The following is a 21,330-nucleotide window of genomic DNA, read 5'->3' on the forward strand; positions in this document are numbered from 1 at the left end:
AACAAACAAAGTATTTTTCAATTTTGCTAGAGTCCGTAGGCAACGATTGTTGTTTGAGTTTGGCTATTAGCAAAAGAAAAGGCAGCCAATGGCTGCCTTATAGATTTGATAATGGATAGGTACTACTGACCAAGGAGCTGCAGCGCGATGGTAGGACGCTGATTAGCTTGGGTCAGGATGGTCTGAGATGCCTGCTGAATAATCTGATTAGAGGTTAAAGCGGCAGTCTCAGAGGCAAAGTCGGTATCACGAATACGGCTGCGTGCATCAGATTCGTTCTCAGAAATTGAGCTCTGATTACGGATGGTACTTTCCATTCTGTTCTGTATTGCGCCTAGGGCCGCACGCTTAGAATCAACGGTTTCGATAAACTGATCTATGGTTGCTAAGGTTCTCTGTGCGGCAGATGGTGTTGATACAACCCAATATGCGCTTGATTCAGTACCACCAGCAGGCTTTGCTAAGCCAAAATGGTCATTCTTTCCAGCGTCTGTTTCATTGTCAGAAATTTTTAATTGATTACCACCACCACCTAATGCTTTGTTTGTCATATCCATGATGCCTTTCATGGTAAATGCACCGCATTCTAAAGTGATTTCATCCTTAGCATTTGCGCCAACTTGGAAGAAATACTCGTAGTTATTAGCTGCATTTTTACGCATTAAGTTATTCGGAGCAGTACCACCATCAAGAACAGTTGCTCCAGCAAAGGTGGTTTTTTGAGCGATACGTGTGATCTCGTGAGAGAGTGACTTTACTTCCTCTTGTAAAGCCTGACGATCTTTTGCAGTATTAGTACCGTTAGCAGCTTGCACGGCGAGGGTACGGATACGCTGCAGCATGTTGGTGGTTTCGTCTAAGGCGCCTTCGATGGTCTGAGCTAACGCAATACCGTCGTTGGAGTTACGATTTCCCTGATTTAAGCCATTTATCTGTGCTGTTAAGCGATCAGAGATCTGAAGGCCTGCAGCGTCATCTTTGGAGCTGTTGATACGAAGACCTGATGACAATCTCTGATAAGAGGTGTTCAGGGCTAAGGTTGAATTAGCGAGCTTACGTTGAGCATTAATGGAGCTAACGTTGGTATTAACATACAGAGCCATGGTAAATCTCCCATAGATTTGCCATGGGCTATTTGCTCCTCATGGCTAAACATAATGTTGCAAATGAAATTGCAATAAATAAACCAAGGTGCTTAATGGGGCATACTTATATTTAGGAAGTATGTGTGGCATTAGGTATTTGTTTACTACTGACTGAGGAGCTGCAGCGCAATAGTTGGGCGCTGATTAGCTTGAGTCAGAATAGTCTGAGATGCCTGCTGAATAATCTGATTAGAGGTTAAAGCGGCAGTCTCAGATGCAAAGTCGGTGTCGCGAATACGGCTGCGTGCATCGGATTCGTTCTCAGAAATGGAAGCCTGATTGCGGATAGTGCTTTCCATTCTGTTCTGTATTGCTCCTAGGGCCGCACGTTTAGAATCGACGGCCTGAATGAACTCATCAATGTACTGTAGTGTCTTTTGTGCAGCCTGTGGAGTGGATACCGCCCAATATGCAAGACTAGGAGTTGCTGCTTTAGTTCTAACCAGGCCAAACTTGGTATCCAGACCTGCATTTGCCTCTACTTGAGCAAACTGCATCTTGTTAGCAGCGTTTTTGCCTTCGTTGGCCATGCACATGATGCCAGTCATGTCGAAAGCGCCGCACTCTAAGGTCAGCTCATCCTTGGCGTTCGCGCCCACTTGGAAGAAATATTCCCACTTTTGGACCTGACCAACTTTTGCGCCTGGACGCATCAGAGTATTGTTGCCACCGCCGTCTAATACTTGAGCACCTGCAAAAGTAGTCTTCTTTGCAATACGGTTAATCTCATGAGATAGAGCCTTAACTTCTTCTTGCAAAGACTGACGGTCTTTGGCGGTATTAGTACCGTTAGCAGCCTGAACAGCTAAAGTACGAATACGCTGCAGCATTGCAGTGGTTTCGTCTAAAGCGCCTTCAATGGTCTGGGCTAATGCGATACCGTCGTTAGCGTTGCGATTTCCCTGATTTAAGCCATTTATCTGGGCAGTTAAGCGATCAGAGATCTGAAGGCCAGCAGCGTCATCTTTGGAGCTATTGATGCGAAGTCCCGAAGACAGACGTTGATATGAAGTATTAAGTGCTAGAGTCGAGTTCGCGAGCTTACGCTGCGCATTTATCGAACTCACATTCGTGTTGACGTATAGGGCCATAGCGCTTTCTCTTATAAATAGCCATGAGCTCTAATGACACAATCTCATGGGCTGCTTGAGCCTAGTTGAGCACGAAATGTGCCTATTGATTAAAACCCATATAATAGCGGTTTATGAGGGTGGGTTGTGATTAATTGACACATGAGAAGTGACAGGCAAAGACCAAAATTATGTTTTGGTCTGAAAGGTGTTTTGATGCTCAGATTGTTCTTGGAGGATAAAAATACAAAAGCCAAGCAAATGCTTGGCTTGTAGTGTGGCGCTTGCGCAGTTTTTATGGGGTTTATGTCAGCATGGAGTGGTGGAAAGCCATGCCTGGGCGATCGCGACGTGGGCGCTTGATGTAGTCGGTCTCTGCGTCGGTGTCAGAGTAGGTATTGCCGTACTCGTCGTCGGTGTTTTCGTCGTGTTCGTTCTCGCCTAATGGGCCTTTCTTAAAGAAGCGGGAGAGAGCCAGATGTTTTTCTGGATCGAACATTTTGAACAGACGCTCAATAAATACAAGGCTTAAAACCTGATTTTGCTGCATCATGGCAGCCTCATCGGCTACATGGGCTGCGGCGTTAGATGGGCCGGCATTAGCAGCTAGGGATGCTTGTTTGCGCTTGTTCATTTCTAGAAGTTGATACAAGCGAGAGAGCATGCCAATTGAAATCATGACAGATGGTTGCAGTGCAGCTGCTTGGGTGGTGCTAATCGTTTTAGACATGTTCATTACTTGCTGCATCAGTACGTTTTGCTGATTGAGAAGCTTAAAGTCCTGAAGATTAGTGCCAGGGGCTAAGTTACCTTGGGCGTTAAACATGGACGGAGCAGAGCCAGGTCCCTTTGCAGAGGCCGCACCTTGCAAAGTGTTCTGGCCAGTTGTTTGGCCAGGTGTAGTGCTGCTACCAGAGGATGGCTTGGAGAGACTATCGCCCTGCGTACCATTGCCATTGCCAGGTACTTGTCCATCAGCACCAGGAAGCTGAGTGGAGCCATTGGGTGCTGGAGTTGGTTTGGTTACCGCTTGCTGCATTTGCAGAGCCTTATTAAAGGCATTGGAGTTCTCATGAGTAATAGTCTGAGCGCTTTGACTCTGTAGAGACTGAAGCAACTGTGCAGAATTACCGGGATTGCCGATATGCATGAAAACCTCCTTTAACAGCTAGTTTTAGTGCCTATCTCAAGTGATGCTACGTTGTGCAGCTCATAGTTAATTATTCTTGAGATGTGTTGGCAAAAGATTGCTGTTAGTTAAGTGTAACTTAGCCGATTATAACGCAAGTAATATACCAAACCGCATACAATCGCCATTTGCCTAGCCGATGAGGTATTTGTGCTCTTTGGGCTTTGGATTTGGTGGGTGTTTAGTCGCTTTTGATGGGCATCGCTTTGCCATCGCGGACGCATCTTGCCAATATTGTTGGGAGATGATGTTTTTCGTATTCGTGGGGGTATGCGGCTTTGACTTTGGCTTTGGCTTTGGCTTTGAGTTTGATTTGGCTATTCTTGCGAATGCCTGATGCGTGCTTTTGATGTAAATGCTGGTGATGCGTAAATTGCACTTGTTTGGTGCAAGTTGTTGGTGCTAATGACGTGCTTTATTGGTTTTGGTGCGGTTTGATGGGATTTTATGAAACGCCTGATCTTGATGCATGAGTGCCCAACTTACGGGCGCTAGGCTGTGCAAGGGGCTTTAGCTTGACAAATTTTGTGCAAAACACTGACAATACCTATACCTTGTGTAGCCCCGAATTGGGGCGCATAGCAAAGCTTAAAAATTAAAAGTAGGTCATCATATAAGCAAGCCGTCATTGCTCTTGAGTGATTTTAAAGAGGGTGCGGCTTTTGTTTTTAATAAAGTCTTACTTTTATTTAGCTAAGAAGGCTCTTGGTGCACTAAATGATTGGTATGTAAACAGTGCATTAAGAGGCTAAACAAGGTAATTAAGGTTTGGCGATTTACCTGCAGTTGCAGGTGTCTAAGGAATAAGGCAGGGCGTAGATTACTACTTTTTAGCTATAAGTAGGTCTGTTAGCTCTGATTTGGTATAGGAGAACTCAAATGCGAGTCTTAAAATTTGGTGGAACCTCTGTCGCTAATGCGCAACGCTTTGTCTCTGTTTCAGATATTGCGATGAACACATCCATGCAAATTCAGACTGCGCTGGTGTTATCCGCCCCTGCTGGCGTGACTAACATCTTAGTCTCCATGGTTAAGAGTGCGTTGGCCGGTAGTGATTGTAAAAACGAATTCGACGCCTTAGACCAAATTATTCGCCCTTTAATTACAGACCTTACAGCTCAGTACAAGACTTTTGACGGCGAGGCCGTGCTCTCTTTTTATGATGAGACCGTCTCTGAGTTAAAGCGTCGCGTAAGTGGTATTGCGCTGCTTGGCTCTTGCCCTGATAGCGTTGCAGCTTTCATTCACTGCCGTGGTGAGGCCTTATCCATCCGCATGATGGCAGAGCTCTTACGTGCACGTCAAAAGCAGGTTCAAATTATCGATCCAGTCGATATCTTAGTTTGCGATGGCAAGTACTTAGAGTCATCTGTAGATATCGAAGCATCTATCGAGCGCTACAAGCGTATTGCTATAAATCCTGATGCAATCGTGCTCATGTCTGGCTTCTGCGGTGCTAATCGTCGCGGTGAGTTAGTCTTATTAGGCCGTAACGGATCTGACTACTCCGCTGCTTGCTTAGCAGCAGTTTCTGGCGCTCAGTGCTGTGAAATCTGGACTGACGTAGATGGCGTTTACAGCTGTGATCCTCGCGCTGTACCAGATGCCGTACTATTACGTCGTATGTCCTACAAAGAGGCAATGGAGCTATCTTACTTCGGTGCTAAGGTTCTGCATCCACGTACTATTAGTCCGATTGCTCAGTACCGTATTCCATGTCTCATTAAGAGCACCTTAAATCCTCAAGGTGAGGGTACTTTAATCTCTGAAGAGACCGATCACTCCATGCCAACTAAGGGTATTTCTGACCTAAAGAATATCTCCATGGTCAACGTATCCGGCCCAGGTATGAAGGGTATGGTAGGTATGGCAGGTCGTTTGTTTACCTGTATCTCCCGTGCCAATGTTTCTATAGTGCTCATCACCCAATCATCCTCTGAGTACTCCATTACTTTCTGTGTGCACTCTGAAGACGCTTTTGCAGCACGTACAGCTATTGAAGAAGAGTTTGCTCTCGAGCTAAATGCTCACCTCTTAGACCCAATTGAGATTCAGGACAAGCGAGCCATTATCTCTGTTGTGGGCGAGGGTATGAGAACTTCTAAGGGTGTATCCTCCAAGTTCTTCCGTGCTTTAGCTCAGGCCAATATCAACGTTAATGCCATTGCTCAAGGAAGTTCTGAGCGTTCTATTTCTGCTGTTATCGATAGCTCTAAGGTATCAGAGGCTGTCTTTAGCTGCCACACCGCATTCTTTAGTGGTCGTCAGATCATCGACCTCATTATGGTTGGTGTTGGCGGCGTTGGTGGTGCTCTGTTACACCAAATCCAAAAGCAGCGTGATGAGCTTAAAAAGCGTGCAGGTATTGAGATTCGCGTAGTTTGCGTAGCTAATAGCCATACCTTTGTAAAAGACCCAATGGGCTTAAAGCTTGAGCAGATTCCTGAGTTACTTGAGAATTGCCAAAACCCAGCGTTCTCTATTGAAGAGGCGAAGCGTTTAGTAGATGATTCTCACCTCGTAAATCCAGTATTTGTTGACTGTACCTCATCAGATGAAATAGCTCATTCATACATTGAGCTGATGAAGGCTGGTTACCACGTTGTAACTCCAAACAAGAAAGCCAACACCTCAACCTACGAGTTCTACAAGGGCATTCGTCAAATTGCTGCTGCTTGCCGCAGAAAGTTCTACTACGAGGCAACAGTGGGTGCTGGTCTGCCAGTTATTAACACCCTGCAAAACCTGCTTGCCGCTGGTGACCGCTTAATTGAATTCAACGGCATTATGTCTGGCACTCTTTCTTACATCTTCGGTTTAGTAGATGAGGGCAAGAGCTTATCCGAGGCTACCCGTGATGCTTATGAGCGTGGCTTTAGCGAGCCAAATCCTCGTGATGATCTTGAGGGTACTGATGTAGCTAGAAAGCTGTTAATCTTAGCTCGTGAGTGCGGCTACAAGCTTGAGCTTGATGATATCGAGGTTGAGTATCCAGTGGATAAGAAGTACCTTGCAGGCAACAATGCTCAAGAGGTATTAGAAAACCTCAAGGGTGCTGACGAAGAGTTTGCTAAGCGTGCTAAGGCTGCTCACGATGAGGGTAAGGTACTGCGCTTTGTGGCAACCATTAAAGATGGTGGCAAGTGCAGCTGCGGTATTAAGGCAGTTGGCCCTGAAGACCCATTATTCAAGGTAGTCGGTGGCGAAAACGCTCTGTCCTTCACCTCAGCTTACTATCAGCCAATCCCACTGGTAATTCGTGGTTATGGTGCTGGTACTGAGGTTACTGCAGCCGGTGTGCTTTCAGACATTCTGCGTCTGCAAAACTGGACTCGTGAGGCCTAATTAAAGGCATCATCACATCAAACTCTACGGCTACTGAGATTACAAATGCTAAAGCGCTGCTATCTTTATCTAGCAGTGCTTGTAAGTAGCTCTAGAAGTAAGTTTAGGATCTAAGGTAGGGCGAGGTTAACTCGCCTTAAAACTCCATTTGAGAGGCTTGAAGCTTAGGAATACGTCATGGCAAAGATTTATCGTGCATATGCACCAGCATCATCAGCAAATCTGTCTGTAGGTTTTGATCTGCTAGGTATTGCAGTACGCCCAATCTCAGGCGAGAGTTTAGGTGACTTTGTTACCGCACGTGAGCTTGATGATAATGAGCGCGGCAATGCTGGTGATGGCTTATTGCTCAAGACCGAAGGTCGTTTTGTATCCAAGCTGCCTGAAGATCCAAGACAGAATATCGTATATGACGCTTATCAGCTCTACGCTGACCGCCTCAATGCAAAGGGTCTGAAGATTAAGCGTTTAGAGTTAACCTTAGAAAAGAACTTACCAGTGTGCTCAGGTCTTGGTTCCTCAGCTGCATCAGTTGTTGCTGCAGTAATGGCCTTAGACGCTGCACATGACAATTTCTTTGGTACCAGAGGCAGCTTAGAGCTCATGGGTATCTTAGAGGGTAAGATCTCAGGCTCTATTCACTATGACAATGTAGCTCCATGCTATTGTGGTGGAATGCAGTTTATTACCGGTGAGGGGGATGACGTTTCTGAGAGCGTTCCATACTTCGAGAACTGGTATTGGGTACTGTGCTATCCAGGCCTTAAGGTCTCAACAGCTGAGGCTCGCTCCATCCTTCCTGCCCAATATCTGCGTCAGGATGTAATTACCTTTGGTCGTCGCATCGGTGCTTTCATGCACGCAGCACACATGAGAAATGAGGCTTTAGCTGTAGCCTGCCTCAAGGACGTTATTGCTGAGCCATATCGTGCTTCTCTCATTCCAGGCTTTGCTGAGGCTCGTGTCTTTGGTAGCGCATTAGGCTCATTAGCCACTGGTATCTCAGGCTCAGGTTCAACCATCTTCTCAGTATTTACTGATGAACAAAAGGCCAAACAAATGCAAGAGTACCTGCAGCGCCAATTCATCGCTAATGAAGACGGCTTCTGTCATATTTGCAAGGTTGATCCTGTGGGTGCCTATGTAGAGACCATTGAGCGTTAAGCAAGACAAACAAATTTTTCACGACAATGACTAAAGTAAGGGCCTAACAAAGATAACTTTAGTAAAAAACTACATATCTCTATCATGTATGGCCGCTGTGCCACTAGTGCTAAAGTAGCTAGAGCATTGCTACTTTATGACCATGTTGAGTCATAATCAAAGTGCCTTATCGTCATTGTCATTAGAATATGAGCGCCTGAGCTCAAGGATTATTAATGAGCGCGTGAGCGCAAGGAAAGATTCGTGGAATTAGTTAATTTAAAAGACAGCTCTGAGCGTGTTTCATTTGCTCAGGCAGTAAAGCAGGGTATCGGTAAAGAGCAAGGCTTATTCTTTGTTGAGAAGATTGAGTCTTTTTCTGACAGCGAGATTGATGAGTTACTTTCCTTAGATTTAGTAACCCGTTCTCAAAAGGTATTACGTCACTTAATTGGTAGTGATGAGATTCCTACTTTAGAGAACATCATTGCTGATGCTTTTAATTTCAAGGCCCCATTAGTTAAGGCTGATGACAACACTTACTGCTTAGAGTTATTCCACGGCCCAACCTTAGCATTCAAGGACTTTGGTGCTCGTTTTATGGCCCGTGTCCTCTCCTCTATCATTGGTTCAGATAAGTGCACCATCTTAACTGCTACCTCCGGCGATACCGGTGCTGCAGTTGCTGATGCTTTCTACCATCAAGATAAGATCAACGTGGTAGTGCTCTATCCAAAGGGCATGGTCTCTCCTCTGCAAGAAAGCCTCATAGCTACTTTAGGCGATAACATTAAGGCTGTGGAGGTAAACGCTCCTTTTGATAACTGCCAGGACATGGTTAAGACTGCTTTTGATGATCTTGAGTTTAAGCAGTCTGTAGGCCTTAACAGCGCTAACTCCATTAATGTAAGCCGTTTGCTTGCCCAGGTTTGCTACTACTTTGAGGCTGTATCACAGCTGAGCAAGGCTGACCGTGAGAAGGTTGTATTCTCTGTTCCTTGCGGTAACTTCGGTAACATCACCGCTGGTTTAATTGCTAAGGCTTTAGGTCTCAAGTGCCGCTTTGTAATTGCTTGCAATGCTAACGATACCGTACCTCGCTACTTAAGCACTGGTAATTGGGAACCACATAAGACCATTGCTACTATCTCTAATGCAATGGATATCAGCCGTCCAAACAATTGGCCACGTGTTGAGGCCTTATGCAAGATTATGGGCTGGTCATTATCTGACTTTGACTTTGGCTCTGTATCTGATGAGAACACTAAGCAAAATATGAAGGCTCTTTACGAGAAGACTGGTTACATCTTAGAGCCTCATGCATCTGTAGCTCACAAGGTCTTATCTGACAACTTAAAGGATGGTGAGATTGGCATATTCTTAGGTACTGCACATCCTGCTAAGTTCAAAGAAGAGGTTGATGCTACCTTAGGTATCGATCTGCCACTGCCTAAGCCACTTGCTGATCGCATGAACCTTGAGAAGCAAAAGAAGCTCATGGATGCTGACTTTGCTACCTTAAAGTCTTACATGCTCGACGAGCTCAAGCTTGGTGACTAATACCCAAAAAAGCTTGGTGACTAAAACAACCGAAGCTAGAGCCACCAGATCTTTTGCTTGATGGCAAATAAAGACTAAGCAATCAGCTAAGAGCCGTGAGGTCTTTTAGCATACGGCCCTAAACTGCAAGCAGTTTGGGGCTTTGTTGTATTTGTTACATTGAGAAGCCCCTGTAATACGAAGCTTTATTTATCAAGATCCTGCAAAGCCTCGTCTAAAGAATAGCTCTTGAAATTTCCTGTGCGAATCATCTCATCGGACTCCTCAATTGCTCGAATAGTTTCCTGATTAGGAACGTTTAGGCTAGGTTGAAAAGGGAGTTGACGTTCACGTAGGCACTGGCGCACAAACATGTTGACTGCAGTCGACATATCCATACCTAAAGAGGCATATAGCTCATCAGCTTGCGCTTTAACTTTAGGGTCCATTCGAAAGGTTACATTAACACTCGAGCTGGTCATTTTTTATTCTCACTTTTTTAGATTGTACATGAACTATCATACATCGTAAGTTCATTAGACTACGTTTCTTGGTAACCTTTTTTAGACAGTTTTATAAAACATAATAAGTATAATTGCTTTGAGTGGACTTTATAATAAGTAGCTACTGATACACATAATGAGTAAAAGGGCTAATTTGAGCGGCTCATGCTACAATAGGCCACTTAATGGCTAAAAGACGGCAGATGATGCTAAGTCATTTGATCTTTTAGGCTGTTCTATCGTCAATGCTGATTCTTGTTAAGGGCGCACCATGATTAAGGTTCTGTTTGTTTGTCACGGAAACATTTGTCGTTCACCAATGGCAGAGTTCTTATTTAAAAAGATGGTTGCTGACAAGGGTCGCGCTAAGGACTTTGAGATCGCCTCTGCTGCCACCTCTCGTGAGGAGATTGGCAATGGCGTATATCCACCTGCATTCAAGCTCTTACAGAAGTTAGGTATTGATGCTAGCGGCAAGACTGCTCGTCAGGTGGTAAAAAAAGATCTTGATTACTATGATTTTGTCATTGTAATGGACAATAACAATCTGCGTAATATGGATCTTATGTTCCAAGGCTATGGTGAAGAGAAGATCCACAAGTGCCTCGACTTTTCTAGCCGCATGGGTTGTGATATTGCAGATCCTTGGTACACCGGTGACTTTGAGGCCACATACAATGACCTCATGGAAGGTTTAAGCGCCTTTTACGATACCTTAGTCGAAAACGGCATGGTAAAAGCCTAATTAAGGCCATAGTCCATATATCCCCTCAAACAATGCTGCAGCGCCACTGTGCCCATTACAGCAACACAGCCCCTGGTTTCGCAAGGAATCCGGGGCATTCGACTTTTTGGGGCGCTTGCTCAGGCGCTGGTCGGACAATTCACTGAAACAATGGTTTCGCAAAAAGAGAGGCGTCAACCGAGAAAACGATAAAAATCGCCATCGTAACTGCGAAATTTATCGATATTTCGCAATCGTACTGGCGATTTTTATAGCTCAGACATGGTGTCGGGCGAGCCAGCAGTTTGTGGCGTTGTCGAATGCTTACGCGTTGTCTGCGATCTGAAGATCGGAAAACCAAAGCTTCATCAGATCGTCCGGCGTGACTGTCTGAATAGGTGCGTCCGGATAGGCAGTTGTGAATTTCCTGTGTCGGACTTTAGCTGACGGGGAGAGTTTGCATTCAAAAGCTCGGATTTTTTCGTTCTTGACTTCAAGAAAATCGAGCTTATGTGGATTGTTGCTCGTCGTACGCCAGAAGTACATGTCAGTGAGGTCGTTACGAATGCTGTGGAACTTAACGCGTTCCATGAAGAAAAAGTTCTCCCACAGGGCGCTGGCATCCTGACCGCGTCTGGCTGCCATTGGGCTGAAGTCACCGATGATTGCATTCCTGACGCCGTTGTCGCAGAAGTAGACCTTCTTTCCTTTCTTGAGTTCGTTACTGAGATTTCGGGAAAATGAAGGACAGATCTTGATGATGAAGCACTGTTCGAAAAGTTGGAGATAGTAGGCGACAGTGGTTTTACTAAGACCGGTGTCGCGTGCAAGGTTGTCGTAATTAACTTCTGAACCTACGTTAAAGGCGAGCAGCTGAACGAGATGCATGAATTTCTCGTTCTTTCGGATGCCCGCAAGTGCAAAAAGATCCTTGTATAAAACGCCGTCGCAGTAATTGCGGAGTGTAGCTTCGGCATGATCGGGATCTGTGAAGACGGCCGGATAGGTGCCATAAATCATCAGGCGTTCGATGTTCTGACAAATCTCCCCCCAGCCTTTGGCGGCAGCAATTTCCGAGATGGAAAGCGGCCACATCTGTCTGTGGACAAGGCGGCCGACAGCGCTTTCTTTGACGCCCTTGGCAAGTTCTAGTGAGGATGAGCCTGTGGCAAAGATTTTTTTCCCGAGGTTCAAGCGAATGTTTTCGTCAATCAGTTGCTTGAGGATCAATCCAATGTTAGGAAAACGTTGCGCTTCGTCGATGACGATCGTATCGGCTTGGCGAAGGGTAAGTTCGACATCAGTTGTTGAGCTGAATTGGAGCAGTCTATGGTCGGTGTTGAGATCGCCGTTGAACCAACGGACGGACTTTTCATGCAGTGAAAGTTCAGACACAAGTGTCGTTTTCCCAATCTGACGAGCGCCTAAGATAACGACAGCTTTGGGTGGAGTTTCACTGATGATTTGAGGTTGCAGTTCGCGTTGGATATAGGGCATTTGTAAAAATCTCCATCGTAACTGCGAAATTTATCGATATTTCGCAATCGTACTGGCGAATTTTATCATTTTCTGTTATGGATCATAGGTTCTAACGATCTAAGCTTAGTAGCATGGTTCATACGATGTTGCCAAGCCATGGAGTCTTGCTTTGAAGCTGCACTATGGCATCAAAGTTCCAAAGGATCTTGAGATTTAAAGTTGAGGCTGTTGTTGCCGAGCTTGTGGTTAAGAATGTTAAGCAAGTTAGCAACTAGCTCAGTTTTTTCATGTTCCTGAGCGTATTCAATACACCATCTCACCATATCAGCAGTGCCATTGCGTTTTGAGTTAAGGAGCGCAAGCAAGGCCTCTTCAACCTTAGTTAAGTCTTCAATTTCGAGATTAAGGCTCATTTCCTTTCGGCAAAGACAATTAATATGATATTCAACAAAATCATGTTTTACCCAGTGAGCAACGGTGACATTATCAAAGATCTTTTTGGCAAGATCTGGTTTGCAATATACATCGCTAAAGCCAATATACTTATTTAGAGTTAGCTCATGACCTCGAGACTGCATAAGTTTGCTTAACTTAATAGTGCGCTCAGCGCCTTTATATATGTCGGACTTAAACATAGAGCCAATATCATATCTTAAGCCTATATCCTTAGCCCGATAGAAGAAATAATCCAAGTCCACAGCATCAATGAGGCTATCTGCTAGATCATCTAGCCCAAACATAAAAGCATAGAACCAAAGTCTGCCAGGTGTTTCTTTGTAAAACGTATTATGGTTTACCAATGCCTCAAGGCATTTACATAACTCTCTTTTAGGCAAAGGCTGTAGGTTACGTAGTTCACCATTTTCAATAACGTAGTAATAGCTTGAGGTAATCTGGAAGCAGTTATGAAAAATAGGCCAGTATGTTCTACAGCTGTAGAACTTCTGAGCGATACACTCATCATGGCCATGACTTTTAGTTGTGAACTTTTCATGCTCTAAAAGATATGTGAGCTTTTCTACTCCACCATAGCGACAGGCAACGCTTATTGCATCAACGCCACCATGACATGGGTCTTCATATTCATCCTCATGAAATTTAGAGCCATAGAAGTCAAAATCATACGATAGAGCTCTTTTGACGTCATCTAATGTTCCGTACAGAACAGCATCTATAAGTTGTATGCAGGCCTGTACATCGCTCTTAGGTTCATCTATTAAGACAGTTTTGTCATCCCAAAGCTTATGGTAGTAGCTTATGGCACAAGATAAACCAGAGTACTCGGAGTTTGTGTAAGCATGAGACTCAACAACCTTTAATATTAACTTTGCTCGCTCTGCTTGGTCATGGTTATACCATTCAGGCTTGTATATATAACCAAGCGCTGCATAACATTGAATGAGACAATCATGCGAAACTAACTCCATATCGGGAGCGACAATCACAAATTTGATAAAGTCCATGCGATAGGCGTATGCACTCTCTACCTCGCAGCTCTTGGCATGTGGCGCATGAATAATGAGAAGATTTTTATAGTCAGATTGTTTTGCACCTAGGTTATGCGCTCTATAGATAAGCTCACGAGTTAAAAACTCTTCATTAAGCTCGACTATAATAGGCGGTCCAGGCAATTCTCTTAGTTCTCGATCACGCTGTAAGTACTCCTTATATGAACAATCTAAACGAGCAGGGAGCTCTTTGGCTTTAGGTATGTCGAGAATAAAGTTTGGTACTTCGTCTTTGTCAAAGACCCATGTACATGAAAAGTACAAAAGCCCGTCTACACTTTGATAGACGGCATTGTCATCATCAACTTCATAGCTCTCAAGATACGGAAGCTCAAGACATAGAGGCGAAAACAGTATTTGCCAATCAGGTACAGTGACATATACATCGGTATCGTACTTTTCTATATAGAGATAATCGTCATCGTCATCTCTAGGCTGATGAGCTACATATGCATCTTCACAACCATCTACGTACTTATGACCAAGCAAGGTGCTAGGCAGCTTAAGCTTAGTAATCTTCAGCTTAGGATCAAAAACACCATCTCGTGCTACAAAAATCACGCCCTCAGGTATAGCAACACATCCGCCCTGGCCATGATAGGCAATCAGTTCACCGTCAGCGTTGATCTCAAAGTCTTTGCTTGAGTTCATAGACTCACTCCATATAGTTATTAAGCATATCCTATCAAGTGATGAATAGCTAAGACTTAGAGCGTAGATGGTTAAGCGACGGGATCAAAGCTGCAGCTAAAGTACAGCTTGGCGCTGCTGCGAGGGTGCAGCAATGCACTACGCAATGGATGCTGCAGCTTGGCACTGCACATCGACGCTGCGGTGAGAATGCAGCATGGTGCTATACCATAAATACTGAAGTGAGAGTGCCGCTGCTTGGTGCTGCAGCGATAGAGGCGCACTAAAAGACTTGAGGTAAGCCTTTGATGCGCCCTGATGAGGCGTCGGGTATGACGTATTTTGAAGGAGCCTGCTCGGTGAGCGGGCGTTGTTGAATTTGCCGGCGTGGTGAGCGGGCGCTTTTGAAATTGCCAGATCGGTGCGCTGGCACTTTAGATGGCTTAGTGAGTGTAAGGGTTGTTAGCCTTTTCTTCACCAATGGTGGTCTCGCCCATGTGACCGCAGCAAACTTCGGTATTGTCAGGCAGAGTGTAGAGCTTGGTCTTAATGGACTCGATCAGATCAGCGTAGTTACCACCTTCAAAGTCGGTTCTGCCAATGGAGCCTGGGAAGAGGGTATCGCCCACGAGTACAAAGCACTCTTCTTGGCAGTAGAAGCATACGCCACCAGGGGTGTGACCAGGGGTATGCAGTACTTTAAATGAGGCATCAGGGAAGAGGTTTAAGACCTGGCCATCCTCAAGATACTCATCAGGGGTAAACTCACCTGAATAGTGAACACCAAAGTAACCTGACTGATGCTTAAGGTTTGCAATTAACTCTTGCTCATTGCGATGTGGGCCATAGACCTTAACGCCAGGAAACTCTTGCAGCAGTGCTGCTACGCCACCAACGTGATCAATATGTCCGTGGGTAAGTAAGATACCAATAAGCTTGGCACCAGCGCTTTCAATAGCACCGACGATATAAGGCACATCACCACCTGGATCTACCACGATGGCATCTCTAGTCTCTTGATGCACGAGCAAACGGCAGTCCTGTCTAAAAGGTGTAACTGGAATAGTATAGAAATCTAGCATTTGCCTATCCTTAAAGTCTAAAGTTCACCTAGCAGCATAGCTGCCTAAGCTAATCACGGCGCTAATCATAGTCTCAAGCACGTATGTATCAGCTATGTGCACGTCTGTATTAGCCTCAAGTACGTAAGTATTAGCATTGAGAACATACTCAATTGTGGGTCAGTCACATAGTAACCGCTGTGCTAATTACATACTTAAGCATGGGGCTGATTAGGCGCAAGCGCAACTAAAGCTATATCAACTTTCGCTATTGTACCGATTGACTAGCTTTCATACCAATATGCACTAAGCAATGAGCAAAATTGTCTCCTTACGGAGCATGGATGGGTGTGTTGCTTAAAGTATGTATCAGCAATAGACAGGATGCTTCGCATTACTTTCTCTGTAGTACTTAGCCATTTCTTTTGTTAGATATGTTATTGATAATGTTTATCAAATTTTAATGAGTAAGATGAGCAAATGAGTGGTCGGTGTTGGCGGTCTTTGTTATTAGCTCTTTATATTGAGCTTTTGGGGCCTGTAAGATAGCGGAATTTATTTAATAATAGTTTGTGTAGATAAATGGCTTATATAAGAGTGTGATCTAAGTAATAGTATTAATACAGACTAATATAGTTGTATTGTGATTATTATATAGTTCTGATATGATAATTAACAAGGCTGAAAAACTGCTTATTTAAGCTGTGCTTTCAGTAAATGGTGTTAGTTTTACTTTTAGGACGTGTAAGAAGTTCCGCGTCTTTAAGCAAAACTTTGTCAACGCAGCTCCCCGGATTTCTCAGTGTACTCTTTCCTGACACTCACTTTCTTTTGAAAATCCGGTATCTATAGACCTACGTCATAGCGGCATATCGGCACAACGCTCTTCACCGATACTTTCTTACGCCGCTGCGGGCCGTGTCTGCGCCTCTGTGCACTGTGTCAGACAATCATAGTGATTGTCAGGTCGGCTTAGGCTTCATGCCGCACCCGTATAAAAGGCACTTTGTACAGCTTTTAAAAAAAAGTCTGAACTCAACCTTAGCTGGCAAGCTCAACTACTAGATCCCACGATCTCGTACACGGCTATGCCTGTTTAAGTACGAGCAAAGCGCTCCTACCTCATAAAAATCAAACATTAACAAGCGATGAGCTATCTTAAGTACTCATGACGCTACTCGTGCGCCTATAGAAAGCTGTGCGCAGGCAAAGCTGAGCGCAAGGCATTGTGACAGTAGCTGTCTATAGACACGATGGTCGTGATTATTTGCCCCGCATTTCTGCCCATGTGCGTAGATGTGCTATGTGTGCAGGTGAGTTTAGGTACTGATGGCGCATAGCATTCGTTTAGGCTTAACAGCAAGCAATAGTGAGCTCTAAGTTTGTGTAGGCAATGGCATTAGTATCCTGTTATGAAACTCATCATGCCTGTTCATGTCTTGCTGTTTTCTTGCTGCTACGGCTGCCCATGGTATTTATTGCCCTGAGGATGTGTACCCGCATGCACACAGCTTGTGCTTTTGGCTTTAGATTTTGTTCTTAGCATTTGGCGTTAACTGTTGATTTAGCATTTTGCCAAATGGCTTGGTTTTGATGGGATAGGTAAATATGGTTGGTTGTTGAACTGTTGCTGTTGAACAACTGTTTACTTAAACAGGTATAACACTCAAGGATTACATCCTGTTGTGTCTGTCATGAGATTGAATAAAGAATGCCTCACATTAGTGGGTGCTATTGCGATGACTTTAGATCTAGCGTAGAGCAACAGTTAATGACTGTTCATGCTCAAAGAGCAACAGTAATACTGTTGATTCTAAAGAGGCTTGCTTGCTAACCAACTTGCATCAAACAAGGAGGTTAAGTATGAGCAAGATTGTATTAAGTAAGGCTGACAAAGATTTTTATTGTTCAGCAGACGCAACTATTAGTGTTTCCAAAGAAGAGGGCGCATCCTGCCGCATCTTTAGCTATGACGATGCTACGCGTGCAATGCGCACTATCTCACCTGTGCATAACTCGGCGGGTGCGGGCGGTTTAATTGCAGCTAACTCAGTTAAGGCCACCAGTGCCTCTAACAAGGCTCAAGATCGTACACGCGAGGCAGTTAAGGCATCTTTAGCTAAGAGCAATGAAGGTACCTTTGCAGATTTAGTAGAGCTCAATGGCGATCCATGCATGGCTGCATTAGCTGATGCTGCGATTGATCATGAGGCAGCTGTTGTTGCAGCAAAAGCAAACTTGGCTAGCAATATAATCAAGAGTAATGATGCTAAGAGCATGCACTCACACATGGTAAAGACTAAGAGTGACACTGCCATTACTGCTGAGGCTGTTGCTTGTGTTAATGCGCTAACTGCAGATGCGCTAGGTAATACCAATATTCTTGAGGCAAGTACTGAGGGTATAAAAGCTACAGATAAGCCAAAGAAGATTGAGGCGGTGGCTCAAAGAGCAGCTAAAGCTATCGGCCTTAAAGGTAAAGAAAAGGGCGATGTACAGTTTGTGGCTAATGCTTTGCCGCAGCGTACATTCTTGCAGCAAATAGCTCACACCTTATCTTTATTCTTGCCACTGTTCATGGGTCAGCTTGCTGCTACTTCCATGGGTGTGGCTGATACCTTGATGGCAGGTGCAGCAGGTACCTTAGAGTTATCTGGCGTGGCTATTGGTAGCTCGGTATTCTGGCCATCTGAACTGTTTGTAGTGGGTATGGCGCTAGCGATTCACCCTTTAATTTCAAACTTAGTTGGCTCTGGTGAGCTTGATAAAGTTGCCTTGCGTATGCAGGTAGCTGCAGTTTGTACCTTATGCTGTGCGGCTATTGTTGGTTTCATCATCATGTTAGTACCTCAGGTATATCTGATGTTTCCTGAAACCGATCAGCGCATGGTGGCCATTGGTCAAGGCTACTTAATTGCAACTGGTCTTGCTATGCCTGGCTTTGCTCTATTTAACGTGTTACGTGCCTACTGGGAAGGTCTTGGTAAGACTCTGCCAACTCTCTTCTTTGGCTGTATGGCGCTTACTTTAAATGTACCGCTTAACTATATCTTCATCTTTGGTCACTTAGGCATGCCTGAGCTTGGTGGTGTTGGTTGTGGTGTAGCTACTGCTCTTACCATTTACATCACTTCATTGTGCATGCTGATCTATGTACGTAAGTCTAAGCATTTTGCTCACGTACGTATCTTTAAAAAGTGGCTCAAAGTTGAAAAGGGTATGTACAAAGCTTTCTTAAAGCTCTCCTTACCTTTAGGCGTGGCAGGTATGATTGAAACTTTATGTTTCTCCTTAGTGGCAATCTTACTTTCCCCATTCGGTCCAGTGATTGTTGCTTCTCATACCATTGCTATGAACGTCTCGGGTATGCTGGCAATTGTTCCAATTGCTCTTAGCTCTACTGCTTCTATTGAAGTTGGTGAGGCAATGGGTGCAAGCAGCTGGAAGCATGCTAGAAGACGTGCTTTAAGTTCAGTGTTAATTGCCCTAAGCTTCTACTGTGTTGGCGCTACTTTCCTGTTTACCTCAGGTGACTTAGTAGCTTCATGGTACTCAGATGACTCAGAAGTTTTACTCTTAGCTCCAGTTTTAATGCTTTACTGCTGCGTATTCTTCTTCCCAGAGACGCTCCAGGTTATGGCAACTGGCGTTTTAAGAGGTTTTAAGGATTCTCGTTCTATCTTCATCGTAACCATTGTTGCTTACTGGTTAATCGGCATGCCAATTGGCTATGCCTTTGGCTATGGTCACGTTGATATTGGTTTAGATGGTGCTGAGGGCTTCTGGCTTGGCTTTATTATCTCCTTATCAGCCGCTGCCATTATGCTCTGTATGCGTCTTCTCTATATCTTCAAGAAAAGAATTGTCCCAAGCGCTAGCAACTTTAGCCAGGGTTTCTAATCCACGTCGCATGCATGTGAGCCACATCTGTCACATGCATGTTCATAATTAACAATTGCCCACCAACATGGGCTGCAACCCCAAATCTTAAGGCCGTGCTGGCCTTGAACATTGTGAATAGAGATTTATCGTTTCAGGCCATAAGGCCTTGATACTTTCATTTCAAACAAACCACGCGTTCAAAATGTATGTAAACCCAAAGCATGTATGTGAGTTAACACTCACATGCGTGCTTTTTTAGTTTCACTGCATGTTGTTGCTGTCTAAAGGTTAAACAATCTTGCTATGCACATAGTGCATATCATTCCTTCTAAGATGCATGTCTTAGTGGGAATGCATCTTATCTTTGCAGATTGTTGTCCACAGTATCTTTAAGTTATTTATAGCTGCAGCTAAGCAAGCTGTATATCAAGCAGCTATGTTTGTTTACAAGTTTAGTTTAGAGAGGATTTGTTTGGCGGTGGCTTCGATGGCAGGCACCGCAACGCTATTGCCAAAGAGGCGATAGGCCGCATGGTTGCATACGCCAATAATGAAGTTCTCAGGATAGCCTTGCAGTCGAGCCCATTCACGTGGGGTCATGCTGCGAATATACTCGCTATTGATTTCGTACTTGTAGCGGCTAAGCGTATTCATAGTAGCAAGGCGCTTATCAACAAGCAGATTACGCTCGCGTCCCATACCACCCACCACAATAGCATTAGCTACAGCATCATCATCTAAGACCTCATAACCAAAGCCATTGCCTTTATTTAAGTGGCGTTCTTTATGAGCAATTAAGGTATTGAGGTACTTTTGAGAAAGGTAGTACTTACTATCAACCGCTTCTTGCTCTTTGATATCCGCAATTGTCTTGCTACAGTCAGTTGGGCTTGGATAATCAAAAGACGAAATGCCTAGATCAGATCTAAATCCTACGATGTAAATACGCTCACGGTGCTGAGCAAGACCAAAGTCACGGGCATTAACTAGCTGCACATCAGGCACATAGTAGCCAAGATCTTCTCTTAGCACTTTTAAGATTGTCTTAAGCGTCTTGCCTTTATCATGATTAGTAAGGCCTTTTACATTCTCAAGGAAAAAAGCTTTAGGCTGTTTTAGTTCGATGATCTTTGCAACATCAAAAAAGAGCGTGCCACGCGTCTCCTCAAAGCCACGTCTTTTACCGGCAAGCGAAAACGATTGGCAAGGAAAGCCGGCGCAAAGGATATCAAAGTTGTCAGGAATGAAAGCTTTAACCGTATCTTGAGTGATATCCCCAAAAGGCATTTCGCCATAATTCATCAAATAGGTTGCTCGTGCGTGATAGTCCCACTCAGAGGAAAAGACACATCTACCACCAAGATTTTGCAAGGCTAGTCTAAAGCCGCCAATGCCTGCAAACAGGTCGACAAAGGTAAAGCTGGGATTTTTAGTCTGGGCAAAAGGTACAGCATAGATGTCTTTAAACATCTCATGCTCATCAAGAGCGTCCTTGTTAAAGGAAGACTTTTTAAAGCGCTTATCGCGATGCGCTTCAACATAGTCTTTACAGCCATCAATTAAAGCTAAAGCTGCAGCCTCATACGGCTTTACAAAGTCAGTGCCTTCATGATGCAAATAATGAGTGATGATGGCCAATTGCTCAGCAAAGTCTGGTCTATATTGGCTCTCCACATCACGACCATTATGCTCATTACATTCACTGCAAGCAGCGTCATCACAACTACTATGCTTCTCTAGTGCATGGCTCGCATTAGCATCAACTCGAGTAGCAAGGGGACTTACTTTTAGCGCATGGCTCAAAGACTCGCTATAAAAGTCGAGCTTGGATTTGTTGCCTTTGCTCAGCAATTTGATGCTAAAAGGTATTAGTCCCATGCTGTGATTCACTGTCAAAAATATCGATGTGCCAAACACCGCGTTACACCGCGATTATTGCATTCGCCTTTTCCCACTAAGATAGCTACCTTCATAAGCACTTTCCAAGGACATAATCATATGCATCACCATCAGAGTATCAATGACTAAAAGCAAGCAAGCAAGCGACCAATACTAAGCCCAAGGCTAATAGTTGCAAGGCAGCTTGGAGGGTAGATGCTTGCAGCAAGGTAG

The 21,330-nt window shown here is 44.4% G+C and carries 13 protein-coding genes; 5 read left to right on the forward strand and 8 right to left on the reverse strand.

The annotated features are described in order from the left end of the window. Positions 1-122 precede the first annotated feature (122 nt). The 3 genes from H524_RS0103675 to H524_RS0103685 form a co-directional block, all read right to left on the reverse strand. Positions 123-1,103, reverse strand: a complete 981-nt coding sequence (locus H524_RS0103675; RefSeq protein ID WP_027939247.1) for a flagellin N-terminal helical domain-containing protein — start codon at positions 1,101-1,103, stop codon at positions 123-125. Between the two features lie 146 nt (positions 1,104-1,249). After that, positions 1,250-2,236 (reverse strand): flagellin N-terminal helical domain-containing protein, encoded by a 987-nt coding sequence (locus H524_RS0103680; protein ID WP_027939248.1) that lies wholly within the window; start codon positions 2,234-2,236, stop codon positions 1,250-1,252. A gap of 283 nt (positions 2,237-2,519) precedes the next feature. Continuing rightward, positions 2,520-3,365, reverse strand: a complete 846-nt coding sequence (locus H524_RS0103685; RefSeq protein ID WP_027939249.1) for a hypothetical protein — start codon at positions 3,363-3,365, stop codon at positions 2,520-2,522. A 918-nt stretch (positions 3,366-4,283) separates the two neighbouring features. Between H524_RS0103685 and thrA the strand changes: the two genes are divergently transcribed. The 3 genes from thrA (at position 4,284) to thrC (ending at position 9,452) form a co-directional block, all read left to right on the forward strand. Further along, on the forward strand, positions 4,284-6,749 hold the full coding sequence (gene thrA, locus H524_RS0103695) for a bifunctional aspartate kinase/homoserine dehydrogenase I (RefSeq protein WP_027939251.1): 2,466 nt from the start codon (positions 4,284-4,286) through the stop codon (positions 6,747-6,749). Positions 6,750-6,926: 177 nt separating this feature from the next. Beyond that, on the forward strand, positions 6,927-7,913 hold the full coding sequence (gene thrB / locus H524_RS0103700) for a homoserine kinase (protein ID WP_211232151.1): 987 nt from the start codon (positions 6,927-6,929) through the stop codon (positions 7,911-7,913). Between the two features lie 243 nt (positions 7,914-8,156). Continuing rightward, positions 8,157-9,452 (forward strand): threonine synthase, encoded by a 1,296-nt coding sequence (gene thrC / locus H524_RS0103705; RefSeq protein ID WP_027939253.1) that lies wholly within the window; start codon positions 8,157-8,159, stop codon positions 9,450-9,452. A gap of 185 nt (positions 9,453-9,637) precedes the next feature. Here thrC and H524_RS0103710 read toward each other — a convergent pair whose 3' ends face one another. Beyond that, positions 9,638-9,913, reverse strand: coding sequence for a type II toxin-antitoxin system RelB/DinJ family antitoxin (locus H524_RS0103710; RefSeq protein ID WP_027939254.1), 276 nt, complete (start codon positions 9,911-9,913; stop codon positions 9,638-9,640). A gap of 292 nt (positions 9,914-10,205) precedes the next feature. Here H524_RS0103710 and H524_RS0103715 point away from each other — a divergent pair, with 292 nt between their 5' ends. Continuing rightward, positions 10,206-10,679, forward strand: coding sequence for a low molecular weight protein-tyrosine-phosphatase (locus H524_RS0103715; protein ID WP_027939255.1), 474 nt, complete (start codon positions 10,206-10,208; stop codon positions 10,677-10,679). Positions 10,680-10,982: 303 nt separating this feature from the next. Here the strand turns inward: H524_RS0103715 and H524_RS14125 are convergent, their stop codons facing one another. The 3 genes from H524_RS14125 to H524_RS0103730 all read right to left on the reverse strand — a co-directional run bounded on the left by H524_RS14125 (position 10,983) and on the right by H524_RS0103730 (position 15,357). Further along, complete coding sequence (locus H524_RS14125) at positions 10,983-12,155, reverse strand: ATP-binding protein (protein ID WP_044121423.1); 1,173 nt, start codon at positions 12,153-12,155, stop codon at positions 10,983-10,985. A gap of 170 nt (positions 12,156-12,325) precedes the next feature. Further along, positions 12,326-14,296, reverse strand: coding sequence for a hypothetical protein (locus H524_RS0103725; protein ID WP_027939256.1), 1,971 nt, complete (start codon positions 14,294-14,296; stop codon positions 12,326-12,328). A 422-nt stretch (positions 14,297-14,718) separates the two neighbouring features. Continuing rightward, complete coding sequence (locus H524_RS0103730) at positions 14,719-15,357, reverse strand: MBL fold metallo-hydrolase (RefSeq protein WP_027939257.1); 639 nt, start codon at positions 15,355-15,357, stop codon at positions 14,719-14,721. Positions 15,358-17,199: 1,842 nt separating this feature from the next. Here H524_RS0103730 and H524_RS0103735 point away from each other — a divergent pair. After that, positions 17,200-19,236, forward strand: a complete 2,037-nt coding sequence (locus tag H524_RS0103735; protein ID WP_027939258.1) for an MATE family efflux transporter — start codon at positions 17,200-17,202, stop codon at positions 19,234-19,236. 426 nt (positions 19,237-19,662) lie between these two features. Here the strand turns inward: H524_RS0103735 and H524_RS0103740 are convergent, their stop codons facing one another. Next, entirely contained in the window at positions 19,663-21,096 is a 1,434-nt protein-coding gene (locus tag H524_RS0103740; RefSeq protein ID WP_084281641.1) for a DNA cytosine methyltransferase, read from the reverse strand. Positions 21,097-21,330: the final 234 nt, after the last annotated feature.

Origin of the sequence: Anaerobiospirillum succiniciproducens DSM 6400 (genome assembly GCF_000482845.1) — a bacterium.
GTDB lineage: Bacteria > Pseudomonadota > Gammaproteobacteria > Enterobacterales > Succinivibrionaceae > Anaerobiospirillum > Anaerobiospirillum succiniciproducens.

Coding starts and splice junctions, on each gene's coding strand:
- H524_RS0103675 (WP_027939247.1), bottom strand. CDS start 1,103: ATGGCTCTGTATGTTAATACCAACGTTAGCTCCATTAATGCTCAACGT.
- H524_RS0103680 (WP_027939248.1), bottom strand. CDS start 2,236: ATGGCCCTATACGTCAACACGAATGTGAGTTCGATAAATGCGCAGCGT.
- H524_RS0103685 (WP_027939249.1), bottom strand. CDS start 3,365: ATGCATATCGGCAATCCCGGTAATTCTGCACAGTTGCTTCAGTCTCTA.
- thrA (WP_027939251.1), top strand. CDS start 4,284: ATGCGAGTCTTAAAATTTGGTGGAACCTCTGTCGCTAATGCGCAACGC.
- thrB (WP_211232151.1), top strand. CDS start 6,927: ATGGCAAAGATTTATCGTGCATATGCACCAGCATCATCAGCAAATCTG.
- H524_RS0103710 (WP_027939254.1), bottom strand. CDS start 9,913: ATGACCAGCTCGAGTGTTAATGTAACCTTTCGAATGGACCCTAAAGTT.
- H524_RS0103715 (WP_027939255.1), top strand. CDS start 10,206: ATGATTAAGGTTCTGTTTGTTTGTCACGGAAACATTTGTCGTTCACCA.
- H524_RS14125 (WP_044121423.1), bottom strand. CDS start 12,155: ATGCCCTATATCCAACGCGAACTGCAACCTCAAATCATCAGTGAAACT.
- H524_RS0103725 (WP_027939256.1), bottom strand. CDS start 14,296: ATGAACTCAAGCAAAGACTTTGAGATCAACGCTGACGGTGAACTGATT.
- H524_RS0103730 (WP_027939257.1), bottom strand. CDS start 15,357: ATGCTAGATTTCTATACTATTCCAGTTACACCTTTTAGACAGGACTGC.
- H524_RS0103735 (WP_027939258.1), top strand. CDS start 17,200: ATGAGCAAGATTGTATTAAGTAAGGCTGACAAAGATTTTTATTGTTCA.
- H524_RS0103740 (WP_084281641.1), bottom strand. CDS start 21,096: ATGGGACTAATACCTTTTAGCATCAAATTGCTGAGCAAAGGCAACAAA.